Here is a 25,974-nt window from a genome sequence, read left to right on the forward strand (position 1 = left end):
CGAATTGACCCCCGTGCCTCCCCCGTGCGGGGGAAGCCGGCCGGGGGAGGCTGGTTCGGCCCCGCCGCGAGGGGTATCCGGGCGGGATGGACGTCACCCTTCGCCTCGCCCAGCAGCCCGAGGCCGACGCACTGCTCGGGCGCAGCCCGCTGGCCGCGCTGACCGGCATGCTGCTCGACCAGCAGGTGCCCATGGAGTGGGCCTTCTCCGGCCCGTACACCATCGCGCGGCGCATGGGCGGTGACGACCTGGACGCGCACGAGATCGCCGCCTGCGACCCGGAGCGGTTCGCGGAGGTGCTGTCGGCCAAGCCCGCGGTGCACCGGTATCCGGGGTCCATGGCCAGGCGGGTGCAGCAGCTGTGCCAGTACCTGGTCGATCAGTACGACGGCGACGCGGCCGCGCTGTGGCGGGACGTCGCCACTGGCGAGGAGCTGCTCGGCCGGCTGAACGCGCTGCCCGGCTTCGGCAGGCAGAAGTCGCAGATCTTCCTGGCGCTGCTCGGCAAGCAGTTCGGCGTGCGGCCGAAGGGCTGGCGCGAGGCGGCGGGCCTCTACGGCGAGGAGGGCTCGTACCGCTCGGTCGCGGACATCACCGGACCCGAGTCGCTGGACAAGGTCCGCGCCTTCAAGCAGCAGGCCAAACAGGCCGCGAAGGCGGCCAAGACCGCCACCCCGAAGCGGCCCAAGCCCTAAGGCCCCGTCCGGCGGATCTTGACGCCTGCGGCGGGCCCACGCGGCGGAGCCGCACATCGACGGGGGCCGGGAAGGGGCGGGGAACAGAACCAAGGTGTGGCTCCGCCGCGTGGCCGCCGGACACCCCCTGGCCGCGGGCCTGCCGGGTCAGTGGTCCGGGGGCTGGAGAAGGGTCCGGGACCGGGTCGGGGCCGGGTGGGTGCGGGACCGGGTCCGGCGCCGGGCCGGGCGGCGGACCGGGCGTGGGGCCCGGGGGTGGCGGGCTCGGCGGCGGGCTGGGTACGGGGTCGGGCGGCGGCCCGGGCGCCGGCCCCGGCTCGGGGCCCGGTCCCTGCCCGCCGGGGCCGGGCGACGGCGGCGCGGGGGCGCGGTCGTCGGGGAAGAGGCGCCGGGGATCGGCCTGCCGTGTCACGGTGACCTCCAGAATTCGTGCGACGGCCACTCATCCATCGCGCCGCGAGTGCCCCGCCCGCCCCCGGCCATGCCTGCCGGAAAATCCATCGTCGGGCGGGGAACGGCATCGCTAGCATCGGCGTGCCATGCGACGCTTCCCTGATCCGGAACCCGGAATCCCAGACCATCGGTCACCCATATCCTATCTGTTATGGCTCGCCCGTGATCTCCGCAATTCAATTCTCCTCGGCATTTTGTGGGGAATTCTCTGCGTGCTGGCCCAGGCGTTCGTACCGGCCGCGATCGGGGCCGCCATCGACGACGGGATCGTCGACCGGGACCGCCGGGCGCTGCTGCTGTGGGGCGGCGCCGTGCTGCTGCTCGGCGTGGTCCAGGCCGTCACGGGGATCCTGCGGGACCGCGCCACCCTCACCACCCGGCTCGGCGCCTCGTACCGCACCATGCAGCTCATCACCCGACAGACCGCCGGGCTCGGCGCCACCCTGCCCAAGCGCATGGCCAAGGGGGAGATCGTCAACGCCGGAGTGGCGGACATCGACCGGATCGGCGAGGCGCTGGCCGGCACCGCCCGCGGCAGCGGCGCGGTCGTGGCCATCGCCGCCATCGCCGCGATCATGCTGGACGCCTCCTGGCGGCTCGGCGCCGTGGTGCTGGCCGGTGTGCCGCTCATGGTCTGGGCGGTCGCGCTGCTGATCCGCCCGCTGCACCGGCGCCAGGAGCGGCTGCGCGAGCACCAGGCCGAACTGACCGGCCGGGCCGTCGACATCGTCAGCGGACTGCGCGTGCTGCGCGGCATCGGCGGCGAGGCGGTCTTCGCCGGGCGCTATCGCGCCGACTCCCAGCGGCTGCGCGGCGCGGGGGTGGCGCTGGCCCGGGTCGACGCCCTGTTCGGCGCCGTCAAGGTGCTGCTCCCGTCCTTGCTGACCTGCGCCGTGGTCTGGCTGGGGGCCCGTTCCGTGGAGTCCGGCCGGATCGGCGCCGGGCAGTTCGTCGCGTTCTACGGCTACGCCGTCTACCTGGTCGACCCGCTGCGCCGGCTCACCGACGCCGTCGGGCAGATCACCCGGGGCCATGTCGCCGCCCGCGGCGTCACCCGCTTTCTCGCGCTCGCGCCCGAACTCGCCTCCGGCACCGATCGGCCCCGGTCTCGCACCGGCCCCCTGGCCGACCCCGACTCGGGGCTGACCGTGGCACCGGGCCGGTTCACGGCTGTGGCCTGCGCCTCCCCGGCCGACGCCGCCACCCTCGCCGACCGGCTCGGCCGCTACACCGACTCCGCCGTCACCTGGCAGGACACTCCGCTCGCCGATCTGCCCCTCGCGGAGGTGCGGCGGCGCATCCTCGTCGCCACCAACGACGATGTGCTCTTCGCCGGCCCGCTGAGTGCCGAACTGGACCCCGCCGGGCCCCGTCCGGGCTCCCGCGAACTGCTGGAGAGGGCGCTGGACACCGCCTCGGCGCGCGACATCGTCGAGGCCCTGCCGGACGGGCCGGACACCGTGATCGCCGCGTCCGGACGCGACCTCTCCGGCGGCCAGCAGCAGCGGCTGCGCCTGGTACGGGCGCTCATGGCCGACCCGGAGGTGCTGGTCCTGGTCGAGCCCACCAGCGCGGTCGACGCCCACACCGAGGCCCGCGTCGCCCGCGGGCTCGGCGCCCATCGCGCGGGCCGCACCACCGTCGTGTTCACCACCAGCCCGATCCTGCTCGACCGGGCGGATCACGTCGTCTACGTGGAGAACGCCAAGGCCGTCGCCCACGGCACGCACGGCGAACTGCTCGGCGACCCCCGCTACCGGGCCGTGGTCGCCCGCGAGGAGGAAACGATATGAGCGCGCCAGGACCGAGCGCGAGTGGGGTGGCATGAGCGCCGCGCTGCCCGTCGCCTCCGCGAAGGAGGTCCGCGCCCATGCCCGGCGGCTGGCCCGGCGTCACCCGCGTGAGCTGGCCGCCACCTTGGCGCTGCACGGCCTGGCCGCCGTCTGCGGCCTGGTCGGCCCCTGGCTGCTCGGCGGCCTGGTCGAGGACGCCGCGCACGGCACCGCCGACATTCCCCGCACCGCGCTGCTGATCTGCGCGTTCATCGTCGCCCAGGCGGCGCTGACCCACGCCGCCGGGTATGCCTCGGCCAGGCTGGGCGAGAAGGTCCTGGCCGGGCTGCGCGAGCGGTTCGTCGACGATGTGCTGACGCTGCCGCTCGCCACCGTCGAGCGGGCGGGCTCGGGCGATCTGGTCACCCGGACCACGCGCGATGTGGACGTGCTCGCGCGCGTGGTGCGCGGCGCCGTCCCGGCCGCGCTCACCGCGCTGGTCACGATCCTCGTCACCCTCGGGGCGATGGTCGTGGTCGGCCCGCTGCTCGCGTTCCCCTGCCTGATCGCCGTCCCCGTCCTGTGGGTCGCCTCCCGCTGGTTCTTCAGCCGCTCCCGCGACGCGTTCCTGGCCCAGAACGCCTCCTACTCACAGCTCACCGAGGGCCTCACCGAGACCGTCGAGGGGGCCCGTACGGTCGAGGCGCTGCGCGTCGCCGAGCGCCGCACCGCCCGCACGGACCAGGACATCGCCGGGTCCTACGCCGCCGAGCGCCGCACGCTGCGGCTGCTCACCGTCTATCTGCCGATCAGCGACACCGCGTATGTCCTGCCGGTGGCCGCCACCCTGGTCGTCGGCGGGCTGTTCGCCGTCGAGGGCCTGGTCTCGCTGGCGTCGGTCACCGCGGCCACGCTCTACGTCCAGCAGCTGCTCGGACCGGTCGACATGCTGCTGTACTCGCTGGGCGATCTCCAGACCGGCGCCGCCTCGCTGGCCCGGCTGCTGGGGGTCGGCCGCGGGTCCGGCGGGAGCGGGCCGGACCCCGCGGCCCGCCCCGATCTCAAGCGCTCGCGAGATCTCGAGGTGCGCGCGGTGAGTTACGCCTACCGGGACGGCCGGGACGTGCTGCGCGACATCGACCTCAGGATCGAGCGCGGGGAGCGGCTGGCCGTCGTCGGCCCGTCGGGCGCGGGCAAGTCCACCCTCGGCCGGCTGCTCGCCGGGATCCACCGGCCGCGCACCGGCGCGGTCACCGTCGGGGGAGTGCCGCTGAGCGACCTCTCACCGGCCGAACTGCGCGGTGAGGTCGCCCTGGTCACCCAGGAGACCTATGTCTTCCGCGGCACGGTGCGCGACAACCTGCTCTTCGCCCGGCCCGACGCGGACGACGCCGAGCTGGAGCGGGCGCTGCGGGCGGTCGGCGCCTGGGAGTGGGCCGCGCGCACGGGGCTCGACGCCCGGGTGGGGGCGGGCGGCGCGGCGCTGCCGCCCGACCGGGCGCAGCAACTCTCCCTGGCCCGGCTGATCCTGGCCGATCCGCACACCCTGGTCCTGGACGAGGCCACCTCGCTGCTCGATCCGCGCGCCGCCCGGGACACGGAGCGGTCGCTCGCGGCCGTCCTCGAAGGGCGCACCGTCGTCGCGATCGCCCACCGGCTGCACACCGCGCACGACGCCGACCGGGTGGCGGTGATGGAGGACGGGCGGATCACCGAACTCGGGCCGCACGAGGAGCTGGTGCGGCGCGGCGGCGCGTACGCCGCGCTCTGGGCCTCCTGGCACGGCCGCACCTGACCCCGCGACCCGCCGCGAGGACGTACCCCGGCGCGCGCGCCCGGTGGGGCCGCGCGCGCCGAGCGCTTTACGCCGCCGTGTCGACGAGCACGACCTCGATGCCCGCCGCCCGCAGCGCCCGCACCTCGTCCTCGTCGGCCGCGCCGTCCGTCACCAGCGTCCATCCGGGCGGCAGTTGGACCCAGGTGTGGAAGGGGCGGCGGCCTATCTTCGACGAGTGGGCCAGCACATAGACGGCGTCGGCCCGGCGGGCCATCAGCTCCTTGAGGCGGGTCTGGCGCAGATCGGCCTCGCACAGGCCGTGGCGGGCCGTCACCCCGTCGGCGCCCAGGAAAACCCGGTCGAAGGTCATCCGCTCCAGCGCGGCCTCGGTGAGCGGTCCGACGAAGCTCTGGCTCAGCGGGCGGAGCGTGCCGCCGAGGCACTCCACCCGCACGCCGTCCACGTCGGAGAGCTCCTGGAGCGCGGTGAGCCCGGTCGTCGCCACCGTCAGATCCCCGGCCGTGCGCAGCTCATGGGCCAGGGCGCCGACGGTGGAGCCCGCGTCGAGCAGGACCGTCTCGCCCGTACGGATCTGCCCCGCGGCCCACCGGGCGATGGCCTGCTTGGCCTCGAAGGCCTCGCCGGTGCGCTGGCGCAGCGATGCCTCGGGGTGTGCCACCAGGGCCATGGCGCCGCCGTAGGTGCGCGCCAGCCGGCCGGCGGCGGTCAGCTGGGCGAGGTCGCGGCGGATGGTGGAGGCGGTGACCCCGAAGGCGCGGGACAGCTCCTCCACGCTCGCCAACCCCGTGGTGGTGGCGAGGTGGACGATCTGGTCGCGGCGGCCCCGCGCTCCCTGGGCAGGCATCGTCACTCGTGGCTCGTCTCTTCTGGTGTTCGGGTCACCGGGCGGGGACCGAGGACATCTCGGCCGCCTGCCGCAGGGCCTCGATCATGCTACCGGCGTCCGCCTTGCCGGTACCGGCGATGTCGAAGGCGGTGCCGTGGTCGACGGAGGTGCGGATGACGGGCAGTCCGACGGTCAGGTTGACCCCGGCCTCCAGGCCGAGCACCTTGACCGGGCCGTGGCCCTGGTCGTGGTACATCGCCACGATCAGGTCGTAGTCGCCCCGGCCGGCCAGGAAGAAGGCGGTGTCGGCGGGGAGCGGGCCACGGGCGTCGATGCCGTCCGCGCGCACCACCTCCAGCGCGGGGACGATCTTCTCCTCCTCCTCGCCGTAGCCGAACAGCCCGTTCTCGCCGGCGTGCGGGTTGATGCCGCACACCCCGATCACCGGGTTCGGGTTCCCGGCGCGGACCATCGCCTCGTGGCCGCGGCGCACGGTGCGCTCGACGAGGCCGGGCTCGATCCGGTTGACCGCGTCGATCAGGCCTATGTGCGTGGTGACGTGGATGACCTTCACGGTCGGGGTGGCCAGCATCATCGACACCTCCTCGACGCCGGTGAGATGGGCGAGGAGTTCGGTGTGTCCGGGGAAGATGTGGCCGCCCGCGTGCAGGGCCTCCTTGTTCAGGGGGGCGGTGCAGATGCCCTGGACCGCGCCGCTCATGGCGAGTTCGGCGGCCGCCCGTACGTACTGGTAGGCGGCGTCCCCGGCCACCGGGGACAGTTGGCCCCAGGGCAGGTCGGCGGGGAGCAGGTCCAGGTCGATCACATTGATCCGCCCCGGGGTGAACTCGGCCTCCTGGGGCGTGTCGACGGGGACGATCCGGCAGTCGACGCCCCGCAGCCGGGCGGCCTGGCGCAGCCGCTCCGCGTCCCCGATGACCACCGGGCGGCAGCGCCCCAGCGTGTCCTGGTCGAGCAGGGCCGGGACGACCACCTCCGGTCCGATGCCCGCGCCGTCGCCCATGGTGACCGCGATGAGGGGCAGCGGGACATCGGCGGGGGAGGCGGGGTTGGGGGATGCGTTCATGGACGGACCTTCCGTTGAGTCGGGTGGGGGCGCAGCGCCTGGACGATCTGCCGCAGTGAGTCGGCGTCGCCGAAGCTGCCCGGGCGGGTCACGACGGATCGCCCGTCGGGGGTACGGAGATGTACGGCGCCGTGGTGCACCTGGCCGACGGGGTGGAGCTCGGTGACGCCGAGCGCGTCCAGCACCCGCCGGGCGGTCTCCCCGCCGGTGAGGACGAGGTCGACGGACCCGTCATGGCGGGCGACGGCGGCGGCGACGGCGCGGGCGAGGCCGTGCACCAGCCGCCGGGGTGAGAACGGGGCCCGCGTGGGGGCGGGGGTGAGGACGGTGACCCCGTCGGCGCTGAGCGGGGGCGGCGCGATCGGCGCGGCCGGGCCGTCCGCGCACAGGGCCTCGACGGGCAGCCGCAGGACGGCGGCGCCGTCGGCGGCCAGCCGCCGGATCTGTTCGGCGGCCGAGGGTTCGGCGGTGCCGACCACGACCAGCAGCGGGCGCGGGTCCTCCAGCGCAGCCGGGGTCGGCGGCACGTCGTCCTGGGGCGGCTCGCCGTCCTGGGGCGACGTGCCGCCCGCCAGGTGGCGGCCGAGGGCGGCGGCCAGGCCGCCGGAGCCGACCAGGCGGGTGCCCGGCCCGTCGGCCAGCGCGGCCTCGACGATCGCGTCCAGGTCGGCGTCGGTCTCGGCGTCGCAGACGGCCACCCGCCCCTCGGCGAGGGCGGTCCGCAGCGCGGTCAGCAGGGTGCGCCGGGAGTCCCGTACGGCCGACAGCGGCACCAGCGCGGTGCGGGCCGGGCCGAGCGCGGCGGCCACGGAGGGCGGCGGGGGCACCGGCTCGGCGCGCCAGGCGTCGCTGTGGTGCAGCGGGGTGGTGCCCAGGTGGACGACGCCCGCGCGCACCGCGCGCCCGGCGGCGGGCAGCGCGGGGGCGACGACCACGCCCGCCCCGCCCGCGGCGAGGGCGGCCACCTCGGCGGCGACATTCCCCCGCAGCAGCGAGTCGATCTTCTTCAGGACCAGGGGGTCGCCCGGGGGCGGCAGGGCCAGCGCGGCGCGGACCGCCTCGGCCGCCTCGGCGGCGGGCAGATGGCGCGAGTCGAGGTCGAGCACGGTGGCCTCGCCCGGGTGGCGCGGGGCGGCGGAGTCCCCAACAAGCACCACCCGACTGCGCGTTGTGCGCGATTCAAGCCCGGCGGCCGTCTCGGCCGCGCCGGACAGGTCGTCCGCGACGGCGAGCAGCCGGCGACTGGGCGTCGGTGACACCGGTACCTCCTCGAACGACCATGAACAGCAATGACCATGAACAGCACGGAATGGCATGGCAGCGGCAGATGGCGGCGCACGCCGCCCCGGCGGTCTCGATGATGACACACCCTGCGCGAAGTGTGCGAGGGGTATTGCGTGAAACGCGCATCCATGTCACGGTGACCGCCGCGACACTGTGACCCGTCCGGCGGCGATCCGGACGGATCGAGCGAGCCGGTCGCTCGCCTGAAATGCCGAGAGGTCAACGATGACCCGTAACCCATCCGGTTTCCCAACCGGTCTGACCGCCGCCAGCCGGCGGACCGTGCTGCGTCTGGGCGCGGGTGCCACCGCAGGCCTCGCGCTCGGTCCCCTGGCCGGGTGCGCCGGTCCCACCGGGGCCCCCGGCCCCGGCACCGTCATCCTGGGGCTGAACCGCTCCCTGGTCAGCCTCGACAACAAGCTCAACCAGTTCGACGCGGCGGTCACGGTGCAGCGCGCCGTCCGCCAGGCGCTCACCCGGATCGGGCGGGGCATGAAGACCGAGCTGGTCCTCGCCGATCGCTTCGAGATGACCGAGCCCACCCGCTGGACGGTGCGGCTGCGGTCCGGCGTGCGCTACTCCGACGGCACCCCGGTCACGGTCAAGGACGTGGCCACCGCCCTGAAGATGTACGCGGGCGTCAACGGTTCCTTCCTGATCGGCCTGTTCCCCGAGCTGCCCGTCGTCGAGCCGGTGAACGAGCGCACGTTCTATCTGCGCACCAAACATCCGGTGCCGATCCTCGACCAGCTGATGGCCAACATCCTGATCAGCCCGGCCGCCAAGAACCGCCCCGAGGAGCTGTCCGGCGGGGTGGGCTCCGGCCCGTACATCGTCACCTCGGCGAACTCCGGCACCGGCGAGTACTCCCTGGCCGCCAACCGCAACTACTGGGGACCGCGCCCCCGCACCGAGAAGGTGCGGGTCCGCTTCGTCCCGGAGGAGTCCAGCCGCGTGGTCGCCCTGCGCAGCGGCGAGCTGGACGTGATCGACACCATCACGCCCGACTCCGCCGAGCAGCTGCGCGGCCTGCCCGGCGTGCGCCTGGAGCGCACCTCGGGCACCCGGGTCAACCAGCTGTTCTTCAACTTCCGCAAGCCCAAGGGACACCCGCTGGCCGACCCCCGGGTGCGCGAGGCGCTCAGCTACGCCATCGACGGCGAGTCCCTGGTGCGCGATGTGCTCACCGGCTCCGCCCAGCAGGCCGAGGGCGTGGTCCCGCTCGCCCTCAGGGGCGCGGTGCGCACCGGGTCCTATGTCTACGACCCCGGCAAGGCCCGCAAACGGCTGACCGCGCTGGGCGCCGGTGACCTCAAGGTGAAGATCATCTGGGAGTCGGGCGAGTTCCCCGCCGACACCTCCGTGATGGAGGCCGTGCTGGAGATGCTGCGCGCCGTCGGCGTCCGCGCCTCCCTCCAGCAGTTCCAGCCGGGCGGCGACATCCTCCAGTGGCGGCAGGGCCGCCGCGGCGACTGGGACGTCCTCGGCAACGGCTACTCCGTCCCCACCGGCTACGCCAGCACCAGCCTCCAGGGAATGTACGGAGGCACCCCCGAAAAAGAGAAGACCCGGGACACCTACCAGGGCTATGTCTTCCCCGAGATCGCGGCCCGCCTGGCCGACGCCTCCCGCGAGAGCGACGAGGACGTCCGCAACAAGAAGCTCGCCGCCGTCCAGAAGGCGATCTGGGACACCCGGCCCTGCCTGTGGGCCTTCATCCCCAATGTGGTGCTGGCCCGCCGGACCCGCGTCCAGGACGTGCGGCTCCTCCAGGTCAACTCCTACGACCTCGCCGCCGTGCGCCTGGAGGGCTGAGCCGTGATCCGCTATCTCCTGCGCCGCCTCGGCCAGAGCGTCCTGACCATCTTCCTGACCGTCTCCACCGTCTTCGTGCTGGTGCGCATGGCGCCCGGCGACCCCGCCACGGCCCTGGCCGGGCCCAACCCGACCAGCGAGGACCTGGCGCGGATCCGCGAACAGTTCGGCCTGAACGACAGCCTGCTCACCCAGTACGGGGTGTTCCTGCGCGATCTGTTCACCGGCGACCTCGGCACCAGCTACTCCTTCCACGCCCCCGCCTTCGACGTGGTGCTCGACCGGGTGCCGTACACCATGACCCTGTCCATCGCCGCCATCGCGCTCACCACAGTTGTCGCCGTACCGCTCGGCGTATGGATGGCCCGCCGCGCCGACACCAAGCGCGAGCTGGGCGCCAACGTCCTCACCATCGCCGGACAGTCCATGCCGGACTTCTGGATCGGCGTGATGCTGCTGACCGTCTTCGCGGTGCTGGTGCCGGTACTCCCCGCCTCCGGGTTCACCACCTGGGGCGGACTGATCCTGCCGACCGTCACCGTGGCCATCCTCCAGATGGCGCTCATCTCCCGGCTGGTCCGCCGCGAGATGGTGGCGGCCCTGACCTCCCCGTATGTCACCGTCGCCCGCTCCCGCGGCGTCTCGGAGCGCGCTCTGACCTGGCGTTACGCCCTCGGCAACTCCGCCATCCCGGTGCTGACCGCGCTCGGCACCCGGTTCGCCGCGATGCTCAACGGCGTCGTGGTGGTCGAGGTGGTCTTCGGCTGGCCCGGCGTCGGCTCCCTGGTCGTCCGCGCCCTGGAGACCCGCGACTACCCCCTCATCCAGGCCACCGTCCTGGTCACCGCCGCCCTGGCGGTCCTCGTCCAACTCCTCATCGACCTGGCCTACCCGCTGCTCGACCCGCGGGTACGCCTGGGAAAGGCGGCCTGAGACATGAAAGGCGCCCTCGAACCCCCGGCCCCGGCCGAGACGGCCGCAGCGGCCCGCCCGAGCGCGGTCACCGCGAAGGACGTGGCCCGCGCCACCGCCACCCGGCGCCACCGCAGCGCGAGCCTGAAACTTATGGCCGGCGCCGTGTGCACCCTGCTGGTGGTGGTCCCCGTGGCCCTCGCCCAGCTGCTGCCGCTGGCCGGAGCCGACGACCAGGACCTCTCCGCGCGGCGGCTGCCGCCGCTGACCGACGGCCATCTCTTCGGCACCGACCAGCTCGGCCGCGATGTGCTCTCCCGCGTGCTGCACGGCGGCCAGGTGTCGCTGTCCATCGGTGTGCTGGCGGTCGTCGTCTCCGGACTCATCGGCATCGTCGCCGGCGCGGCCGCCGGATACTTCGGCCGCTGGATCGACACGGTCGTCTCCCGGCTGCTGGAGGCGCAGATGTCGCTCCCGCTGCTGATGATGCTGCTGCTGGTCGTCGCCCTCTTCGGCCCCTCCGTCACCGTCATCACCTGCGTGATCGCGATCGCCCAGTGGCCCGAGGTGGCCCGGATCACCCGGTCACTGGTGCTGGTCGAGCGGGAGAAGCCGTACGTGGCTGCCGCCCGGGTACTCGGACTGCGCCAGGCCGCCATCCTGGCCCGCCACATCATCCCCAACATCGTCCGCCAGGCGTCCCTGGTCGTCCTCCTGCTGCTCGCCCAGGCGGTGCTGCTGGAGAGCGCGCTCAGCTACCTCGGCGCCGGGCCCCAGCGGCCGTTCGCCACCTGGGGGCGGATCATCTCCGACGGCCAGGACTACATCACCACCTCGTGGTGGCTGGTGACCCTGCCCGGCCTCGTCATCGTGCTCCTGGTGGTCGGGGTCAACCTGCTGGGCGACGGTCTGCGCGACCGCACCCGCCGACGCGCCACGGAGGCCTCCTCATGAGCGAGACCAGCGAGAAGGCTCCGCTGCTGGAGGTCGAGGATCTCCAGATCGAGCTGATCACCGACCGCGGCGTGGTCCGCGCCGTCGACGGCGTCGGCTTCACCATCGCCCCGGGCGAGACGGTCACGCTCATCGGCGAGTCCGGCTCCGGCAAGTCGACCACCGCCATGGGCCTGCTGCGCCTGCTGCCCGAGGGGCTGGCCGTGCTGTCCGGCACCGCCCGCGTGCTCGGCTGCGACATCATCGCCGACCCCAAGGCGATCCGGCGGATCCGCGGCCGGGGCGTGTCCCTCATCCCGCAGGACCCGATGACCGCGCTCAGCCCGGTGCACACCATCGGCCACCAGCTGGGCGAGGCGCTGCGGCTGCGCCACCCCGAACTGTCCAAGGCCGAGGCGCGCACCCGCGGCGTCGAACTCCTCGGCCGGGTGCGGATCCCGCACCCCGAGACCCGCTGGGGCGCCTACCCGCACCAGTTCTCCGGCGGCATGCTCCAGCGCGTCCTCATCGCCATCGCCCTGGCCGCCGAGCCCGAACTGCTGGTCGCCGACGAGCCGACCTCGGCCCTGGACGTCACCGTCCAGGCCGGCGTCCTGGACCTGATGATGGAGTTGCAGGAGCGCACCGGCATCGGCATCCTGATGATCACCCACGACCTGGGTGTGGCCCGGCTGGTGTCCGACCGCATCCACGTCATGCGCGACGGCCGCTTCGTCGAGTCCGGCCCCGTCGAGCGGATCGTCGACCACCCCGCCGAGCCGTACACCCGCGGCCTGCTCGCCGCCGTCCCCACCCTGGGCCCCTGGGACGAGGGCGTCCCCCAGGCGCCCGCCGCCGCACACCGGGAGGCGCTGTGACCACACCCCTGCTGGCCGTCGAGAACCTCGTCGTCGAATACCCCGTCCACGGCGGGAAGTTCCGCGCCGTGGACGGCGTCGGCTTCACCGTCGAGCGCGGCGGGTCGCTCGCCATCGTCGGCGAGTCCGGCTGCGGCAAGTCCACCATCGCCCGCTCCCTCGTCCGGCTGCTGCGCCCCACCGAGGGCCGCATCCTGCTCGACGGCACCGACATCGCCACCCTGCCGGAGCGGCGGCTGCGCCCGCTGCGCCGCCGGGTGCAGATGGTCTTCCAGGACCCGTACGGCTCCCTGGACCCGCATCAGAGCGCCGAGGAGATCGTGGCCGAGCCGCTGCGGCTGGCCGGTGTCGCCTCCAAGGCCGAGCGCGCCCGCCGGGCGGCGGAGCTGATCGACCAGGTCGGGCTGCCCTCCAGCGCCCTCCACCGGCGCCCCGGCGAGTTCTCCGGCGGGCAGCGGCAGCGCATCGGCATCGCCCGCGCCCTGGCCAGCGACCCCGAGCTGCTGGTCTGCGACGAGGCCACCTCCGCGCTGGACGTCTCCGTCCAGGCGCAGGTGCTCCGGCTGCTGCGCGATCTCCAGGCCGAGCGGCAGCTGGCCTACATCGTGATCTCCCACAACCTCGGAGTGGTCCGCGAGATCAGCTCCGAGGTCATGGTGATGCGCGGTGGACGGGTGGTGGAGTCCGGCTCCACGGAGACGGTCCTCGCCGCCCCCGCCGAGCCGTACACCAGGGCGCTGCGCCGCGCCGCCCTCGACCCGACGACGATGCGGGGGCGCAAGCCGCGCGCCCTGGTCTCCGCGATCGTCGCGGCGGCCGCCGCGTCACCGGCCCCGGCGATGTCCACGGACCCCGCCACCCCGTCCTGACCCACCACCCCACCACCCCACCGGCCCCGGCGCGCCCCGCGCGCCGGGGCGCGCCGGCCGAAGGAGCCACCCCCCGATGACCGACCCCGACACCACCCCCCGGACCTCGCCCGGCGCGGTGGAGCTGCCCGGCGTACCGGTGCCGCTCTCGCGCCTGGTGCTGGGCACCATGACCTTCGGTGACACGGTGGACCGCGCCGGTGCCGCCGCGATGCTGGACGCGGCGCTGGACGCCGGGGTGACCGGTGTGGACACCGCCAACGCATACGCGGGCGGGGTCACCGAGACGATCCTGGCCGAGCTGCTGCCCGGCCGCCGGGACCGGATCGTGCTGGCCACCAAGGCCGGAATGCCGCACCCCGACCACGGCGACCACTCCCCGCTGTCCGCGCGCGGGCTGCGGGCGGCCCTCGAAGGCAGCCTCCGGCGCCTGGACACCGACCACGTCGACCTCTTCTATCTGCACCAGCCCGACCGGTCGGCCCCGCTCGAGGAGACGCTGGGCACCGTCGCCGAGTTCGTCGCCGAGGGCAAGGTCCTGGCGCTGGGCGTGTCCAACTACGCGGCCTGGCAGATCGCCGAGGTCGGCCACGCCGCGGAGCGGGTGGGCGCGCCGCGCCCGGTGGTCGCCCAGCAGCTGTACAACCTGCTGGCCCGGCGGGTCGAGGAGGAGTACCTGGAGTACGCGGCCACCAGCGGCGTGCGCACCATGGTCTACAACCCGCTCGGCGGCGGGCTGCTGACGGGTCGTCACACATTCGAGGAGACACCCGGGTCGGGGCGGTTCGGCGACTCCCGGCTGGCCGAGATGTACCGGCAGCGGTACTGGGACCCCCGGCTCTTCGAGGCCGTGCGGGACCTGGCCCGGATCGCCGAGGGCGCGGGCCTCGGACTCGTCGAGCTGTCGCTGCGATGGCTGCTCGGCCGGGACGGGGTGGACGCGCTGCTGCTCGGCGGCTCGCGCGTCGAGCATCTGCTGGCCAATGTGGCGGCCGCGCAGGCGGGTCCGCTGCCGGCCGACGTGGTCGCGGCCTGCGACGAGGTCGGGGCCCGGCTGCGGGGGCCGATGCCGGCGTACAACCGCTGACGTCCCGCTCCAGCATCACTGTGATCTGACACCCACCCCGCACCATCGAAGGAGCCCGCGGCATGACCGCCGACCACGACACCACCCCAGTGCAGTCCGACGAGGCGCTGCGGACCGACGGGCGGGTGCGCGAGCGCCCGGACGACCCGGCGCGCGCCGAGGCGTTCCTGCCCGCGCCCGCCGTGCAGAACCACGCCGCCAACCTGGCCGTCCTGCCGGGGGGCGACCTGGGGTGCGTGTGGTTCGGCGGTACGCAGGAGGGTGTCGCCGACATCTGTGTGTGGTTCTCCCGGCTCGCCCCGCGCTCGGACACCTGGACCGACCCGGTGCAACTCTCCGACGACCCGACGCGCTCGGAGCAGAACCCCGTGCTCTTCTCCGCGCCGACCGGCGAGCTGTGGCTGCTGCACACCGCCCAGCAGGCGGGCAATCAGGACACCGCCGAGGTGCGGCTGCGGACCTCGGCGGACGGGGGCGCCACCTGGGGGCCGACGCGCACGCTGTTCCCGGCCACCGCGACCGGCGGTGTCTTCGTACGTCAGCCTCCTGTGGTCCTGGAGGACGGGCGGTGGCTGCTGCCGGTGTTCCACTGCGTGGCCACCCCGGGTGTCCCGTGGGTCGGCGACCACGACACCAGCGCGGTGATGATCAGCGATGACCAGGGGCGGACCTGGCGGGAGCGGCCGGTGCCCGGGTCCACCGGCTGTGTGCACATGAACATCCACCCGCTGCCCGACGGCTCCCTGCTCGCGCTGTTCCGCAGCCGGTGGGCGGACGCGGTGTACCGCTCGGACTCTCGCGACGGGGGCGAGACCTGGAGCGAGCCGGTGCCGACGGAGCTGCCGAACAACAACTCCTCCGTCCAGTACGTCCCGCTCGCCGACGGGCGGCTCGCGCTGGTCTACAACCACAGCAGCGCCGCGGACGCCACCGCGCGCCGGGTCTCGCTCTACGACGAGATCGACGAGGACGGCCAGGCGGGTGAGTCCCCGGCCGCCACCGCCGCCACCGCCCCGGCCGAGGTGGCCGACGGCGGCAGGACCGCGTTCTGGGGCGCGCCACGGGCCCCGATGACCCTGGCCCTCTCGTCCGACGGCGGCCTGACCTGGCCGCACCGCAGGGATCTCGACACCGGCGACGGACACTGCCTGACCAACAACTCGCGCGACCGGCTCAACCGCGAGCTGTCCTACCCGTCCGTGACGCAGACGCCGGACGGCGCGCTGCACATCGCGTACACCTACCACCGCCGGGCCATCAAGTACGTGCGGGTGGCGCCGGATTGGGCGGCCGATGTCTGAGCCCCGCCACGCGGTGGTCACCGGCGCCAGCTCCGGCATCGGCGCCGCCATCGCCGCCCGGCTGCTGGACGAGGGGTGGCGGATCACCGGGATCAGCCGTACGGAGCCGGTGTCCGCCGAGCGGATGCGCTGGATCCCGGTCGATCTGGCGCGGCCGGAGGCGCTGCGGGACGCGCTCGCCCCGGTGGCCGGGGTGGGCGCGATCGTGCACGCGGCGGGTGTTCAGCGCTCCGCCCGGCTGGGCGGGTTGTCGGCGGCCGACGGCGATCTGATGTGGCGGGTCCATGTGCAGGCGGCCGAGGTCCTGGTCGACACCCTGGCGGACCGGATCGCGGACGGGGGCCGGGTGGTGCTCGTGGGCAGCCGCACCATGACCGGTGTCCCGGGCAAGAGCCAGTACGCGGCCACCAAGGCGGCGCTGGCGGCCATGGCCCGGTCCTGGGCCGCGGAGCTGGCGCCGCGCGCGGTCACCGTGAACGTCGTGGCGCCCGGCCCCACGGACACCCCGATGCTGCGGGACCCCGGCCGCAGCGCGACCCCTCCGGTCGTGCCGCCGCTGGGCAGGCTCGTACGCCCCGAGGAGGTGGCCGGGCTGACGTCGTTTCTGCTCGGGCCGGAGGGGGGTTCGACCACCGGCCAGACGCTGGTGATGTGCGGGGGCGCGTCGCTGTAATCCCCCCGGAGGGAGGGAGGGAGAGGGGGGACGGAGCCCTCTCCCGCGGGCGGGTTTAGTCATGACCCTGTCACGAAACCTCTCCCTGTCGTTCACCTTTGGGAGATCCGCTCTCTGACACGCTTTCGGCGATCGAACGTGAATCGGGGAGAGGACCGCCTGTGCACATGACCCGTGTGACCCGCTGGAAATCCCTGGCCCTGCTGGTCTGCGCGGTGGCCGTGACCGCCACCGCGCAGGCCCCCGCCACCGCCGGCTCCGCGCCCACGAGCCCCGCGCTCGCCGGTGGATACGACGACACGTACTACAAGGACGCCATCGGCAAGACCGGTGAGCCGCTCAAGGACGCGCTGCACAGCGTCATCAGTACCAACTCGAAGATCTCGTACAGCCAGGTCTGGGAGGCCCTCAAGAACACCGACGAGGACCCGCGCAACTCCGCCAACGTCATCCTGCTCTACTCCGGCCGGTCGCAGAGCAAGAGTTCCAACGGCGGCAACGCCAACGACTGGAACCGGGAACACGTCTGGGCCAAGTCGCACGGCGACTTCGGCACCGCGACCGGTCCGGGCACCGATCTGCACCATCTGCGCCCCGAGGACGTGTCGGTCAACAGCACCCGTGGCAACAAGGACTTCGACGAGGGCGGCTCCGCGGTGTCCGAGGCGCCCGGCAGCTACACCGACGCCGACTCCTTCGAGCCCCGCGACGCCGTCAAGGGCGATGTGGCCCGCATGATCTTCTATATGGCGGTGCGTTACGAGGGCGGCGACGGCTTCGCCGACCTCGAGGTCAACGACAAGGCGGGCAACGGCAGCCAGCCGTATCTGGGGCGGCTGTCCGTCCTGCGCAAGTGGAACGCCGAGGACCCGCCGGACGCCTTCGAACAGCGTCGCAACCAGGTGATATACGACGACTACCAGCACAACCGGAACCCGTTCGTCGACCACCCCGAGTGGGTCGACGAGATCTGGTAGCCACGCGCCCGTCAGGCCCGCCCACGGCCCTGCCCGCGGCCCCGCGCTCAGCCCTGCCGGGCCACCGGGAGCAGCTCCATCGGGGCGGGGCGGGCCTGGAGCGAGGGCAGCAGCAGCGCCCAGAGATCGGACAGATGGTCCTCGATGGACCGGCGCCGGTCCAGGGCCTCGGAGACGGTGTGCACGCCGAAGAAGGCGCACACCACCGTCCGGGCGGCGCGCTCGGGGTCGATGTGCGGGGCGAGCTCGCCCTCGGCGCGCGACCGCTCCAGCATCGCGGTCACGGCGTCGATCCAGCCGACGAAGGGCGGCGGGAGCGGCGCCGCGATCAGCGTGCGCTCCGTCCACAGCCGCGCCCCCGCCCGGACGACGATGTCGTCGCGGAAGGCGCGGGCCACCGCGAAGCTCAGCCCCACCAACTGCTCCAGGGCGGGGGTGCCGGTGGCGGGCTCGGTGTGCCGCTCGATCAGCGGCGGCCAGGTGGCGAAGTGTCCCTCGACCACGGCGAGCGCGAGTTTCTCCTTGCTCGCGTAGTGGAAGTAGATGGCGCCGCTGGTATGGCCGGACCGGGTGGCGATATCGCTGATGCTGGTGCCGGCGTAGCCCCGTTCGTCGAAGAGGGAAGCCGCCGCTTCCAGGAGGGATCGGCGTGTCTGCTCGGCCCGCTCTTGCACGTGGTGTCCGTCCTCGATCCGTCGCGTGCGATGCGTTGTCGGGGTGAACTTAGCGGACTTCTCGCATGTCATGGAGGTGAAGACCCACAGGTCAACGATTATTAATATTTTATGGCCATTATTGGTGAGGCGCGTGGTTTTCCAGAGCCGCCGGAGCCTGAGAAGCGCCCGCAGCGCGCACAGCCCCCGGAGCCGTGGGAGCTCGCGGTGCCGCGGCTGAGCTGGTCCCGCACCGTGGCGCGCGAGGCGGTGCACCGCACCTCGGTGGCCGAGGTGCTGCTCACCGATGTCCGCGCGCTGGGCGGGGACCGGTTCGTGGCCGCGGTGCAGTGGCCCCGCTCCCACCCCACCTTCCCGCACGGTCCGGACGGCCGCCATCACCCCCTGATGGTCGCCGAGACCCTGCGCCAGCTGGGCATCTATCTGCCCTCCCGCCACTTCACCACCGCCGCGGGGGCGCACTTCGTGATCAAGGACCTCTCCTTCGCGCTCGACCCGTCCGCCGAGCCGCGGGTCGACCACGGGGCCACGGACGTGGTCTGCCGCGCCGCTGTGGCCGACGTGCGCACCACCCCCTGCGGCCGGTTCGTCTCCGGGCTGCGTCTCGACATCCGGCTGCTCACGGACGGGGTGCCCTTCGCGCGGGCCGGCGGCACCGCGCGCTTCCTCGCCCCGGAGGCGTACGAGACGGCCCGCCGCGCGGCGCCGGAGCCTGCCGCGCGGCCCCGCTCGGAAGTCCTCGCGCGGCCCTCGCCGCGGTCAGTGGCGGTGCCGGCGGAGCGTGACGTCATGGTGGTGCGGGAGGGCGGCGCCCTGCGCCTGGACCCGGCGGACCTGCGCCACCCGTTCTTCTTCGACCACTGGAGCGACCATGTGCCGGGCCTGGTCCTGCTGGAAGCCGCCCGCCAGGCCGCGTCGTTGGCGACGGGGGGCGTGCTGACCCGCCCCTTCGGCTGCCGGCTGCGCGCCCTCCGGTTCACCGAATTCGCCCCGCCCGCCCGGGTCGAGTGCGTCCCGCACGGCCGGACCTGTGTCTTCCGGCTGCGGCAGGCGGGGGAGTGGACCGCGGTCGGCGCGCTTCGGTACGTCTGAGCGACGAGCACCCGACCGCAGAACACGGCACCGGCGAACACGGACTCGGCGAACACGACACCGACGAACGAAACGCCGACACATAGTAGTCTCTTGCTTACTGCGGGTCATCTAACTACCGTAGTGATCGTTATCTTTCGGGCAGGCGACTCTCCGCCTGTACGGCTTCCCGCGTCGCGCGAGCGATCAGGCGCTCGCGGATCGGACGGCAGCGGTCGGCGCTCTCGCGCCTGAGCCGCCAGGAACCCCACTGCGCTGGTCTTCCGCAGGTACAGGCACACCCTGCGCCGATTCGTCCACTCCCATGGAACGGCAGGCAGATGACAGCCAACACGCTTCTCGCTTGGACCCCCGCAGCCATCGTCTTCGACTGCGACGGCACCCTCATGGACTCCGAACGGCACTGGGAGAAGGCGCGCGAGGTGGTGCTCAGCCGCCACGGATCCACCGCCGACCGGCAGTTCGCGAACGCCACCAAGGGCCTTCACTACAGCGAGTGCGGCCGCATGATGGCCGAGTACGCCGGGGCTCCCGAGCTCGCCGGGCAGATGACCGCGCAACTCCTGGCGAACTTCCGCCAACTGGTGGCCGAGGACCCGGTCACCATGCCCGGGGCCAGCGAAATCGTCCGCAAGGCCGCCCAGTTCGCCCCGCTCGCCGTGGCGAGCAACTGCCCGCGCGACGTGGTCGAGGCCGGGCTCTCCCGCGCCGGCCTGCTGCGGTACTTCGGCCATGTGCTGGTCCCCGAGGGCGAGGTGCGCCCCAAGCCGCATCCGGACGTGTATCTGGAGGCCGCCCGGCGGTGCGGCGCGGCCCCCGGCGACGCCTTGGCGGTGGAGGACTCCCAGTGCGGCTTTCTGTCCGCGTCCCGGGCCGGGCTCAGAGTCCTCGGGGTGGGCCCCCGCAAACCCGCGGACGAGCGGCCACCGGTGGACCTGTGGGTCGCCAGCCTCGCCGATCCCGACCTGCTCAGGTGGGCGGACACCCGCAGATCCTGAGGGCCGCACGGCCGGGCCGACATGACACGCCGTCAGCCGTGCTGCGCGTGTTCGGAGTGGCCCTTCCCGGGCTCCATCTCCATGCCCTGGTGGGAGGTTCCGATCTCGATGTTGCCGCCGAGCTTGGTGCGAAGCGGCTTCAGGGAGTTCTCCGAGGGGGCTGTCACCGACCAGCGGTAGCCGACGAGATAGGTGCCGCCGTAGTCCTTGGACTCCGACAGCCACTCGCGCTTCCCCTTGTCGGTGGCGAAGGTGACCAGGGTGTACTGGGACTTGCCGGACTTGCACGCCGCCTGGCGCAGCTCCTCGGCGTCGGTGACGACATTCGCCTTGCAGCCGATGGCATCGGCGATCTTCGTCAGCGTCGCGGGTCCGGCGGTCTTCACGGCAGAGCCCTCGGCGGCCGGGGAGGTCTTCTTCTGCTCATGGCCCGCGTGGCTCTGCCCCTGGCCGCCGGCGCAGCCGCTCACCAGCAGCACCGCGCAGAGCGCGGTGGCACGCAGTAGGTGTGACACGTCAACCTCCCGGTAGTGGTCCGGCGGGGAGGCCCGGGGGCGCCGGTGGCCTCGGGCCCCCCGCTCGGTGGACCGCTGATTGATACGGATCGCTGCTCGTACTTCACTCCGAGGCGGACACGCCGGCCTTCTTGGCCTTGTCGGTGACCGCGAACCAAAGCCCCTGCTTGCCCTGTCCGTTGGTGTCGCCGGGCTTGGTGTCCCCGGTGAAGGTGTACAGCAGCCAGCAGTCGAAGGCCAACTGCTTGGACCCGTCGGGCCGGGTGAAGGTGGTGAGCTTCTTCGGGTCCACGCCCGCCACCTTGGAGGTGTCCACGGGCTTGACGGGCTTCCAGGTCTCCAGGCAGGCGCCCAGGCAGCCGGTCTTCATCGGCCAGGCGCTGTCCTTGTCGAACCGGTAGACGGTCATGCCCTGGCCGTCCACGACGATCTTGCCGAGCTTGGCGTTGTCGTTGACCGAGAGCTGGAGGCTGTCGTCCTGGGCCGCCTTCTTCCCGGCAGGCTTTCCGTCGGGCGCCAGGGCGTTCCAGGTGCCGCCCACGCCGTGGCCCTTGGTGTCCCCGGCCTTGGTGTCCCCGGCGAAGCGGTACACCGGCCAGCCGCCCAGCGTGAGCTGCTTGGTGCCGTCGGCCCGGGTGGTCGTGCCCAGCTCGCCCTTGTCGATCCCGGTGCTGACGGTGGCGTCGGCGGCGGGCACCGGCGGCCACTTGGTGGCGCAGGCGTCGTTGCAGTTGGACTTGGGGGAGGCGCCGGAGGTGTCCTCGTCGAACCGGTAGAGCGTCCAGCCCTTGCTGTCGGTGACGACCGAGCCGAGCTTGGGGACGTCGCGCACGGACAGCTGCTTGGCCGGGCCGGTCAGCGCGTCCTTGCCGGACTCCGTGGCGCCGCTGTCGCCCCCGGCCTCGTTTCCGGAGCCGGCGCTGGTGCCGTAGCCCGACGACCCCGAGGTGGCGCCCACGCCCACGGTCTGGGTGCCGCCGATGGGCTGGACGTTGGCGCTGCCCGAGGACTTGTTCTCGGTGCTGCCGCACGCCGCGGTCATCAGGACCATCGCGACGGAGGCCCCGGCGAACGCGATCTGCCGCTTCTTCATGCCCACTCCTTCAAGCTTGCGGTCCGGCGGCTGTTTTGCGCCGACGTCACTTGCATACGGAGCGGGTCTCGGCGGGCGTTCATGGGCTTCGAAATTTGTCATCAGACGCAAAAACACGTGTTTCCGTGAGCACAGACGAATCGACGGCCGTTATATGACGGCCGTCGAGTGGGGGGAGGTCGAAGCGGGGGCTACTCCTCGAGGCGCAGCGCCAGCGCGGGGCACCGCCGCACCGCGCGGACGGCCTGCCCGCGCAGCTGGCGGGGCACCCCGTACTTGGCCCGGTGCGGATAGCCGTCGATGCCGAGCTCGATCACCTCGGGGAGGATGTCCGCGCACAGCCCATGGCCCTGGCACAGCGTCCAGTCCACGAGGAGCTGTTCCGAGGCGTCCCGCTCGTCCCGCCGGGTGGCCGAGGGACCCGGGGGCAGGGCCAGCGGCCCGGAGGAGGCGCCGTCGGTCAGCGGCAGCACCCCGAGCGTGGGACGGCCGCACCCGGGGCCCAGCGCGTGTTCCCGGAACTCGTCCGGAAACGCGTCCAGCGCGGTGGTCACAAAGCCCGCCGTGCCATCCGGGTGGCTACAGGCGCCACGGCGCTTCACCGACTCGATGTACGCGCTCACGCTGTCCAACGCGGCCTGGCCACCGCCCCGTTCCACCTGGCCGATCGCGTCCGCGAGCGCGGGCAGCCCGATGAAGCAGGGCCCGCACTGGTTGGCGGTCTCGCCCGCCAGCCAGCGCGCCACCCGCGCGGTCTCGCCGACCGGGCAGGTGTTCTCCGGGATCGGCAGCACCGCCCCGGCCCCGAGCCGCGCGTTGTACTTCTCCATGGACTCCCGGGAGATGTTCACCGACGCGAGGCTGTCGGGCAGCAGCCACTTGCCGTGGTAGCCGCCCACCAGAACACCCTGGCCCGGGGTGAGGCCGCACAGCTCCAGGACGTAGCTGAGCGGCACCCCGAACGGGGTCTCCATGACGAACTTCCCGCCCACCGTCAGCAGGGTGGTGCCGGGCTCGGTGGGCAGCCCCACCGAGCGGAACGGCAGGGCGCCCATCCGCGCGGCCACGGCGAGCTGCGCATACGTCTCGGTGTTGGACAGCAGGGTCGGCAGCCCGGCCAGGCCGCTGTCGCTGGTGCGAATCTTGCGGCCGTTGGGGATGGCGGGCGCGCCGCTGATGCCGTTGATGACGGCGCCGCCCTCACCGGCGACGAACCGGTCGTCCGTCACGCTCACCTGCACCCGCGGGCCGCTCGGGCCGCGCTCGGCGATGGCGGCGTTCAGCGACTCCTCGACATCCGGCCGGTGGACGGCGATGGCCACATCGTCGGCGCCCAGCGCGGTGGCCGCCAGCACGGCGCCGTCGATGACCAGATGCGGGGTGTGCAGCAGCAGCGCGGTGTCCTTGAGGCAACTGGGCTCGCCCTCACTGCCGTTGACCACCACCGCGCAGCGGCCGTCCCGGCGGCCGGCCGACTCCATCACGGCCGTCAGCTTCTTGGCGAACGGAAAACCCGCGCCGCCTCGGCCGCGCAGGTCGATGTTCTCCGCGAGGGCCACCAGTTCGTCCGCCCGCAGGGCGGGCATCGAGCCGTGGACGGTCAGGTGTCCCACCCGGTCGAGCCGGTATGTCTCGTCCAGCCCGGCCAGCAGCCGGGGCGGATCGATACAGGCCAGTCTGGGTTTGGTCGAGATCACGCGCCCCACCCGCGCGAGGCGCCGAGGCGTTCACCATCACGCGAGGAGGCCCCGCCGGCCGAGGGCGCGGAGGACACGGGCCTGCGCGGCCCGCCGCCCTGGGGGCCGCCGACCGCGTTCATCTGGCCGGTGATGACGGCGTCGCGCTCGCTGCGCTCGGCCCGGCGGGTGGCGAGCCGGATCCACAGGGTGATGGCCACCGCGGCCAGCGCCATGATGTATCCGGCGGTCGCCCAGTCCTTCGCGGCGCGGCCGCTCTTCAGACCGTGGATCAGCGCGGCACACCACGCGGGGTACGCGGCCACATGCAGCGCCCGCCACCAGCGGTACCGCCAGCGCGACTTGCCGGCGGAGGCGAAGGAGCTGCGTACCGCTCCGGTGACCGCCGCCGTGATGAACAGGTATCCGGCCAAAGTGCCAAGTCCGATCAGCACAGGTTTATTTGCGTCAGCGAACGGTATCACGATGGCCGCGGCGGGCGTCCGGCTCTCCGCCACCTTCACCCACACATGGAGGACGAGGAAGAGCAGGCCGGACACCGCGGCGCCACGGTGGACACCCTGGGCGAGCAGCCGGTGGTTCGAGTGCAGGATCAGCCGGTCGGTGGCCGCCAGGCCCCAGAGCACGGCGCTGCTCAGCGAGACCAGTGCGAGGACACCGGCCCCGAAGTCGAGGAAGGCCCAAGTTTTCGTGAACGCACCGGCGTTGCCGGCCACGATCAGCGAGAGTATGACCGCCGCCACAGCGGCGTACAGCACGGTGTGGCGCGGCCAGCCGATGCCGGCTCGGACCGGGCGGGCGCGGCGGGCGGCCCGTCGTCCGCCGGGTCCTCCGGGTCCTTGTGGCATGGTTGATCCTCCGCGGCGAGCCCTGCGGCGCGGCCCCGGAATCGGGGGAGTCGGCGGCTGGGGCATGGGCATTCGAAGCCTCCCGATCGCGCCTGATCGCGCGAATGACGAGTACGTCAAGTCGTCGTTGGGTACGGCAGCATCTCCGAACTACACGTGATCTCCATAAGATTTGTCGTAATGTGACAACTTCTTGTGGACGACCACTGCCCACACCGTCTCGGGCTGCTCCACTGTCATTTCGATGGCAAAGACCCGGCAAAGCGCCGGGACCGGCAGGGGAGGGGTGCCTCCAAGATTCATCGGAGGACCCTCGACTCCCTCTTCCGGAGCGGACGACCGGCGACGGAGGCAACCTCCACGGGCCTGACCGACCCCCCAACGGGCAGGCCTCCCCCCGGCAAGAACGAGGTAATGATGGGCGAACTCGCGAACCGCATCTGGTCCCCCCGTCCCCCCCGTGGCGAGCGGACCCGCGTCCTGCGCAATGAACTCCCGTCCCTGGCCGAAGAAGTGGTTGAGACCCTTCGGCGCAGGATTCCGGGATTCGCCAACCTCTTGGAGGACACTGAGCGTGACAAGGTCCGATGGACGGTCGAACAGGCCCTCCTGACGGCTTTCGGCTACCGGTCCCCTGGCGACGAGGCCACCGAGCAAGCGGTGGCCGACGGAGCCCGGGGCCGTAAGTCCCTGACCGAGGTACCGCCCGAGCGGGCCAGGCGTGACCTCTTCGACGCCCTCGTGGGCGAAGTGCCCGTGTCCGAGCGGGCCCTGGCCGAGCTGTCCCGGGCCGCCCGCTGGCCCCTGCCCGAGACGGTTCAGGCCATCGTCCTGCCCACCCCGGGCGAGGCGCCGCAGCTGGCCGCGGTGTTCGGCGACACCCTCATCGGCGCCGTCGGCGACGAACTGTGCCTGCTGATCCCCGACCCGGTCGCGGACACCGTCCCGGACACCCTGGCCGAGCCGGCGGCGACCGCCGAGCCGGACCCCGACCGGGAGCCCGCCCCCGAGCCGGCCTCCGGGCGCGGCGCCCTGGAGACCGCGCTGCGGGGCCGCACCGCCGCCGTCGGCCATGTCGTTCCGCTGAACGACACGGCCTCCTCGGTGCGGTGGGCCCGACGGCTGCTCACCATGACCCACGCGCGCAGCGGCCCCGAGGCTCGGATACTCTTCGTGGACGATCACCTCTCGACGCTGCTCCTGCTCCAGGACGAGTCCCTGGTACGGGCGTTGGCGTCCCGGTGGCTCAAGCCGCTGGCCGGACTGACCCCCCGGCAGAGCGAGCGGCTACAGATGACCCTGCTCGCATGGCTCGAGGGCGGCGGCGCGCCCGAAGCGGCCAAGGCGCTCAAGGTGCATCCGCAGACCGTGCGCTACCGGCTGCGCCAGATCGAGAAGCTCTTCGGGCCCGGTCTGCGGGACCCGCGGATACGCTTCGAGCTGGAGATGGCGCTGCGCGGCCGCCGGCTGATTGCGCAGATGGACCGGATCCGGCGCCACTACTCCCGGGCGGTCACCCGCCGCGGCCGGGGCGCGCCGACCGGGCTGCGGCCCGTGGGCGGCATGGCGAGGGAGGCGCGCGTCAACGGACTGTGAGCGAGGGCCCGTAGGCCCCGCACACCCGACTGCCGGCCGCGAATCGCGGCCGGCAGTGCCATGTCCGGGGCCATGTCCGGGCCCGGCCCGGAGGAGCGAGT

Annotated in this window: 23 protein-coding genes; 15 read left to right on the top strand and 8 right to left on the bottom strand. The window is 73.1% G+C overall.

Annotation, left to right across the window (positions count from 1 at the left end):
* The first annotated feature begins 86 nt into the window (after positions 1 to 86).
* From ACH4S9_RS19495 to ACH4S9_RS19505, 3 genes are all read left to right on the top strand, one after another.
* The gene (locus ACH4S9_RS19495; RefSeq protein WP_311730626.1) at positions 87 to 695 is read left to right on the top strand and encodes an HhH-GPD-type base excision DNA repair protein; all 609 of its coding nucleotides are present in this window, start codon (positions 87 to 89) and stop codon (positions 693 to 695) included.
* Positions 696 to 1,234: 539 nt separating this feature from the next.
* The gene (locus tag ACH4S9_RS19500) at positions 1,235 to 2,941 is read left to right on the top strand and encodes an ABC transporter ATP-binding protein (RefSeq protein ID WP_398373238.1); all 1,707 of its coding nucleotides are present in this window, start codon (positions 1,235 to 1,237) and stop codon (positions 2,939 to 2,941) included.
* A 31-nt stretch (positions 2,942 to 2,972) separates the two neighbouring features.
* A complete protein-coding gene (locus ACH4S9_RS19505; RefSeq protein ID WP_398373240.1) occupies positions 2,973 to 4,715 on the top strand; it encodes an ABC transporter ATP-binding protein in 1,743 nt (580 codons plus the stop codon).
* A gap of 67 nt (positions 4,716 to 4,782) precedes the next feature.
* Here the strand turns inward: ACH4S9_RS19505 and ACH4S9_RS19510 are convergent, their stop codons facing one another.
* From ACH4S9_RS19510 to ACH4S9_RS19520, 3 genes are read right to left on the bottom strand one after another with little or no spacing between them, the layout of a single operon-like run.
* Positions 4,783 to 5,562 carry a DeoR/GlpR family DNA-binding transcription regulator gene (locus ACH4S9_RS19510; RefSeq protein WP_311730629.1) on the bottom strand — a complete coding sequence of 260 codons (780 nt, stop codon included), beginning with the start codon at positions 5,560 to 5,562 and terminating at the stop codon, positions 4,783 to 4,785.
* A 34-nt stretch (positions 5,563 to 5,596) separates the two neighbouring features.
* Complete coding sequence (pdxA, locus tag ACH4S9_RS19515) at positions 5,597 to 6,631, bottom strand: 4-hydroxythreonine-4-phosphate dehydrogenase PdxA (protein WP_398373242.1); 1,035 nt, start codon at positions 6,629 to 6,631, stop codon at positions 5,597 to 5,599.
* On the bottom strand, positions 6,628 to 7,890 hold the full coding sequence (locus ACH4S9_RS19520; protein WP_361189187.1) for a four-carbon acid sugar kinase family protein: 1,263 nt from the start codon (positions 7,888 to 7,890) through the stop codon (positions 6,628 to 6,630). The genes pdxA and ACH4S9_RS19520 overlap by 4 nt, the downstream gene beginning before the upstream one ends.
* Before the next feature lie 250 nt (positions 7,891 to 8,140).
* Here ACH4S9_RS19520 and ACH4S9_RS19525 point away from each other — a divergent pair, with 250 nt between their 5' ends.
* The 9 genes from ACH4S9_RS19525 (at position 8,141) to ACH4S9_RS19565 (ending at position 17,360) form a co-directional block, all read left to right on the top strand.
* Positions 8,141 to 9,730: an ABC transporter substrate-binding protein gene (locus ACH4S9_RS19525; protein WP_311730633.1), complete on the top strand. Its 1,590-nt coding sequence runs from the start codon at positions 8,141 to 8,143 to the stop codon at positions 9,728 to 9,730.
* A 3-nt stretch (positions 9,731 to 9,733) separates the two neighbouring features.
* Positions 9,734 to 10,663, top strand: coding sequence for an ABC transporter permease (locus tag ACH4S9_RS19530; protein ID WP_311730634.1), 930 nt, complete (start codon positions 9,734 to 9,736; stop codon positions 10,661 to 10,663).
* A gap of 3 nt (positions 10,664 to 10,666) precedes the next feature.
* A complete protein-coding gene (locus tag ACH4S9_RS19535; protein ID WP_311730635.1) occupies positions 10,667 to 11,596 on the top strand; it encodes an ABC transporter permease in 930 nt (309 codons plus the stop codon).
* Positions 11,593 to 12,453 (top strand): ABC transporter ATP-binding protein, encoded by an 861-nt coding sequence (locus tag ACH4S9_RS19540; protein WP_358846187.1) that lies wholly within the window; start codon positions 11,593 to 11,595, stop codon positions 12,451 to 12,453. Before ACH4S9_RS19535 ends, ACH4S9_RS19540 begins: the two co-directional genes overlap by 4 nt.
* Entirely contained in the window at positions 12,450 to 13,322 is an 873-nt protein-coding gene (locus tag ACH4S9_RS19545; RefSeq protein ID WP_311730637.1) for a dipeptide/oligopeptide/nickel ABC transporter ATP-binding protein, read from the top strand. Before ACH4S9_RS19540 ends, ACH4S9_RS19545 begins: the two co-directional genes overlap by 4 nt.
* A gap of 76 nt (positions 13,323 to 13,398) precedes the next feature.
* Positions 13,399 to 14,409, top strand: a complete 1,011-nt coding sequence (locus ACH4S9_RS19550; protein ID WP_311730638.1) for an aldo/keto reductase — start codon at positions 13,399 to 13,401, stop codon at positions 14,407 to 14,409.
* 62 nt (positions 14,410 to 14,471) lie between these two features.
* Positions 14,472 to 15,710 carry an exo-alpha-sialidase gene (locus tag ACH4S9_RS19555; protein ID WP_398373247.1) on the top strand — a complete coding sequence of 413 codons (1,239 nt, stop codon included), beginning with the start codon at positions 14,472 to 14,474 and terminating at the stop codon, positions 15,708 to 15,710.
* Positions 15,703 to 16,383: an SDR family NAD(P)-dependent oxidoreductase gene (locus ACH4S9_RS19560; protein WP_398373249.1), complete on the top strand. Its 681-nt coding sequence runs from the start codon at positions 15,703 to 15,705 to the stop codon at positions 16,381 to 16,383. Before ACH4S9_RS19555 ends, ACH4S9_RS19560 begins: the two co-directional genes overlap by 8 nt.
* A gap of 167 nt (positions 16,384 to 16,550) precedes the next feature.
* Positions 16,551 to 17,360 (top strand): endonuclease I family protein, encoded by an 810-nt coding sequence (locus ACH4S9_RS19565; protein WP_398373251.1) that lies wholly within the window; start codon positions 16,551 to 16,553, stop codon positions 17,358 to 17,360.
* Between the two features lie 47 nt (positions 17,361 to 17,407).
* Here the strand turns inward: ACH4S9_RS19565 and ACH4S9_RS19570 are convergent, their stop codons facing one another.
* Positions 17,408 to 18,034, bottom strand: coding sequence for a ScbR family autoregulator-binding transcription factor (locus ACH4S9_RS19570; RefSeq protein ID WP_311730642.1), 627 nt, complete (start codon positions 18,032 to 18,034; stop codon positions 17,408 to 17,410).
* Positions 18,035 to 18,145: 111 nt separating this feature from the next.
* On the opposite strand from ACH4S9_RS19570, the gene ACH4S9_RS19575 reads away from it, so the two are divergent.
* Positions 18,146 to 19,126 (top strand): ScbA/BarX family gamma-butyrolactone biosynthesis protein, encoded by a 981-nt coding sequence (locus tag ACH4S9_RS19575; RefSeq protein WP_311730643.1) that lies wholly within the window; start codon positions 18,146 to 18,148, stop codon positions 19,124 to 19,126.
* 320 nt (positions 19,127 to 19,446) lie between these two features.
* Complete coding sequence (locus ACH4S9_RS19580; RefSeq protein ID WP_311730644.1) at positions 19,447 to 20,124, top strand: HAD family phosphatase; 678 nt, start codon at positions 19,447 to 19,449, stop codon at positions 20,122 to 20,124.
* A gap of 32 nt (positions 20,125 to 20,156) precedes the next feature.
* Here ACH4S9_RS19580 and ACH4S9_RS19585 read toward each other — a convergent pair whose 3' ends face one another.
* The 4 genes from ACH4S9_RS19585 to ACH4S9_RS19600 form a co-directional block, all read right to left on the bottom strand.
* The gene (locus ACH4S9_RS19585; protein ID WP_398373255.1) at positions 20,157 to 20,639 is read right to left on the bottom strand and encodes a hypothetical protein; all 483 of its coding nucleotides are present in this window, start codon (positions 20,637 to 20,639) and stop codon (positions 20,157 to 20,159) included.
* A gap of 103 nt (positions 20,640 to 20,742) precedes the next feature.
* Positions 20,743 to 21,732, bottom strand: a complete 990-nt coding sequence (locus tag ACH4S9_RS19590; protein WP_311730646.1) for an SCO0930 family lipoprotein — start codon at positions 21,730 to 21,732, stop codon at positions 20,743 to 20,745.
* Positions 21,733 to 21,923: 191 nt separating this feature from the next.
* Positions 21,924 to 23,438, bottom strand: coding sequence for an NADH-ubiquinone oxidoreductase-F iron-sulfur binding region domain-containing protein (locus tag ACH4S9_RS19595; RefSeq protein WP_311730647.1), 1,515 nt, complete (start codon positions 23,436 to 23,438; stop codon positions 21,924 to 21,926).
* Entirely contained in the window at positions 23,426 to 24,277 is an 852-nt protein-coding gene (locus ACH4S9_RS19600; RefSeq protein WP_398373258.1) for a hypothetical protein, read from the bottom strand. Before ACH4S9_RS19600 ends, ACH4S9_RS19595 begins: the two co-directional genes overlap by 13 nt.
* A 558-nt stretch (positions 24,278 to 24,835) precedes the next feature.
* Here ACH4S9_RS19600 and ACH4S9_RS19605 point away from each other — a divergent pair.
* Positions 24,836 to 25,873, top strand: a complete 1,038-nt coding sequence (locus ACH4S9_RS19605; protein WP_398373260.1) for a PucR family transcriptional regulator — start codon at positions 24,836 to 24,838, stop codon at positions 25,871 to 25,873.
* Positions 25,874 to 25,974: the final 101 nt, after the last annotated feature.

Source organism: Streptomyces sp. NPDC021225, from assembly GCF_044332865.1.
Classification (GTDB): Bacteria; Actinomycetota; Actinomycetes; order Streptomycetales; family Streptomycetaceae; genus Streptomyces.